Origin of the sequence: Pseudomonas emilianonis (assembly GCF_023072625.1) — a bacterium.
Classification (GTDB): Bacteria; Pseudomonadota; Gammaproteobacteria; order Pseudomonadales; family Pseudomonadaceae; genus Aquipseudomonas; species Aquipseudomonas paraveronii.
On the sequence record NZ_JAKNRV010000578.1, the window covers coordinates 1 to 2145 of the forward strand.

General features: G+C 61.6%; 2 protein-coding genes and 1 pseudogene. 1 reads left to right on the forward strand and 2 read right to left on the reverse strand.

What is annotated here, in order from left to right; translation table 11 throughout:
* Positions 1-588: transglycosylase domain-containing protein (locus tag L9Z73_RS29575; protein ID WP_247408434.1), on the reverse strand; the 588-nt coding region annotated here is incomplete at its 3' end.
* A gap of 90 nt (positions 589-678) precedes the next feature.
* Between L9Z73_RS29575 and L9Z73_RS29580 the strand changes: the two genes are divergently transcribed.
* Positions 679-972 carry a hypothetical protein gene (locus tag L9Z73_RS29580; protein ID WP_017849656.1) on the forward strand — a complete coding sequence of 98 codons (294 nt, stop codon included), beginning with the start codon at positions 679-681 and terminating at the stop codon, positions 970-972.
* 200 nt (positions 973-1172) lie between these two features.
* Here L9Z73_RS29580 and L9Z73_RS29585 read toward each other — a convergent pair.
* Positions 1173-2145, reverse strand: a pseudogene (locus tag L9Z73_RS29585) (alpha-2-macroglobulin family protein); the annotation flags it as partial.

Sequence of the window (2145 nt, forward strand, 5' to 3'; positions counted from 1 at the left end):
GGGCAACACGGCGAGCAAGGCGGCTTCGGCATGGGTCAGTTGCGCCGGCGACTTGCCCAGATAAGCCCAACTGGCCGCTGCCACGCCTTGCAACGTGCCGCCAAACGGCGCGCGGTTCAGGTACAGATTGAGAATCTCGGCCTTGGACAAATGCCATTCCAACTGCGCAGTGCGCCACAGTTGGCGCAGCTTGCCGTGGAACGTGCGCGAATGGGGATCGAGCAAACGGGCGACCTGCATCGACAAGGTACTGCCACCCGACACCACCCGCGCGCCGGTCAGGTTCTGCCACGTCGCCCGCGCCAGCGCCAACGGGTTCACGCCGGGATGCTGGTAGAACCAACGGTCCTCATAGGTGAGCAGCGCATCGAGGTAATACGGCGACACTTCAGCGGTTTGCACCGGGTAACGCCACACGCCATTGGCATCAGCAAATCGCCACAACGGCGTGCCATCCTCGGCCAGCACCACCCGCGCCAAATCATCCTTGGGCAACGGCAACGGCCAGATGCGGTCGGCCGCCCACAACAGCGCAATCACCAGGAGCAGGCTCGCCAGGGTCCAGCGAGCAACTAAACGCAAATTCAAACGGGCAAACCTCTATGCTTGTAGGGAACTAGCCTGTCGCAATAACAACCAAAGGCACAGACACGCCCACCTTCTCATCAGGACACGCACATGCAGGTAGAAAGCTTTTTCGAATGGTTGGGCCAGGCGCTCGGCTCCGTCATCCGTTTTATCGTCGACGGCCTCAGCGGCATCTTCGGTGCCTTGACCCACGCCGGTGGCAACTTTATCGATGGCCTGTCGCGCACCTTGGGCATGGACACTTCCATCATCAGCATCATTACCCTGATCCTCGGCCTGATGCTGCTGTACTCGGCGGTTCGCGCCTTCATGCGCGCATCGATCATCATGGGCATCATCTGGCTGATGCTCGGCCTATGGCTGCTCAGTTGGGTCGTCCACTAACCCCCCACCAAAAAACACACCACAAATCCCTGTGGGAGGGGGCTTGCCCCCGATAGCGGTGGGTCAGTCAGTAGATTTGATACTGATACACCGCAATCGGGGGCAAGCCCCCTCCCACATTTAGCCCCCATTCCCAGATTTAGCCTCCACTGCACATTTAGCCTCCCTCCCAGACTTAGCCACCCTCCCACATCGCGCCATCACCGCCCCTTGATCACCAAATCCACCGGCGTCTCCCCCACCGCCTGCCAGTTCGGCCGATACATCGACTCCACCTGCGGCGGCGGCACCCGATACGTCCCCGGCGTCACCGCCCGCGCCAGATACAACAAGTGCGTGGTGCCATAGCCATCCAGGTTCATCGCCGCCACATAGCGGTCATCACGAAACTCCTGATGCTTGAGTGACGCGTTCTGCATCGACTCGCGCCATTCCTTCACCTGGCTGCTGGCGTTTTCCAGGCTTGCGGCGCTTTGCGCGAGGTTCTGGTTTTCCAACTCCAGGCCCGCCGGCAACAGGTCCACCACCAGGGCGTCCGGCACGCGCTGCTTGGCGCTCACCGCCAGATGCACCAGCACCAGATCGCCACTGTTGAGGCTACGCAGGTTCAGCGGCTGGCCGTTCATGCCCAGGTATTCGCGGCGGATGCTCAGGTTGTCGCCGCCGGCAGCCGGTGGCACCTGTGGATAACCCGAGATCGTCAACTGCTGGTACACCGGCGTCTCGCCCTGATTGCTCAGGCTCAGGTCTCTGGACAATAACGCGCCGGCCAACGCCAACGTCGACTGTTGATTATTCAATTCGCGCACGCCGCCACTGCCGGTGAGCGACACCTGCCAATTCGACTCAGGCTGGGCAAACCCGAGGCGCCCGGCGAGGAACAGCGAGTTACGTTCCTGGGTCGACAAGTACGGGCTGGCTGCCAATTGATCCGACAGCGTAAACAAACGCTCTTCACGCTTGCCCTTGGCCAGGTCATTTTCTTCGAGCAACGCCAGGATCATCGCCTGGTCCCGCAGCGGGCTGCCGTAGTCGGCCAGCCATTCCTTGGCATTGCGCTGCGCCGCCAACCCTGCGAGCAAGGCTTGATCGGCGCGCGGCTGGTCGCCCATCTTCTGCAGGGCGATGGCCAGTTGCACCAACGGCAACCCGGAACGCGAAAAAAATGACCTG

Bases quoted from the DNA above. Each gene is read 5' to 3' on its own strand.
- L9Z73_RS29580 (WP_017849656.1), top strand. From the start codon at position 679: ATGCAGGTAGAAAGCTTTTTCGAATGGTTGGGCCAGGCGCTCGGCTCC.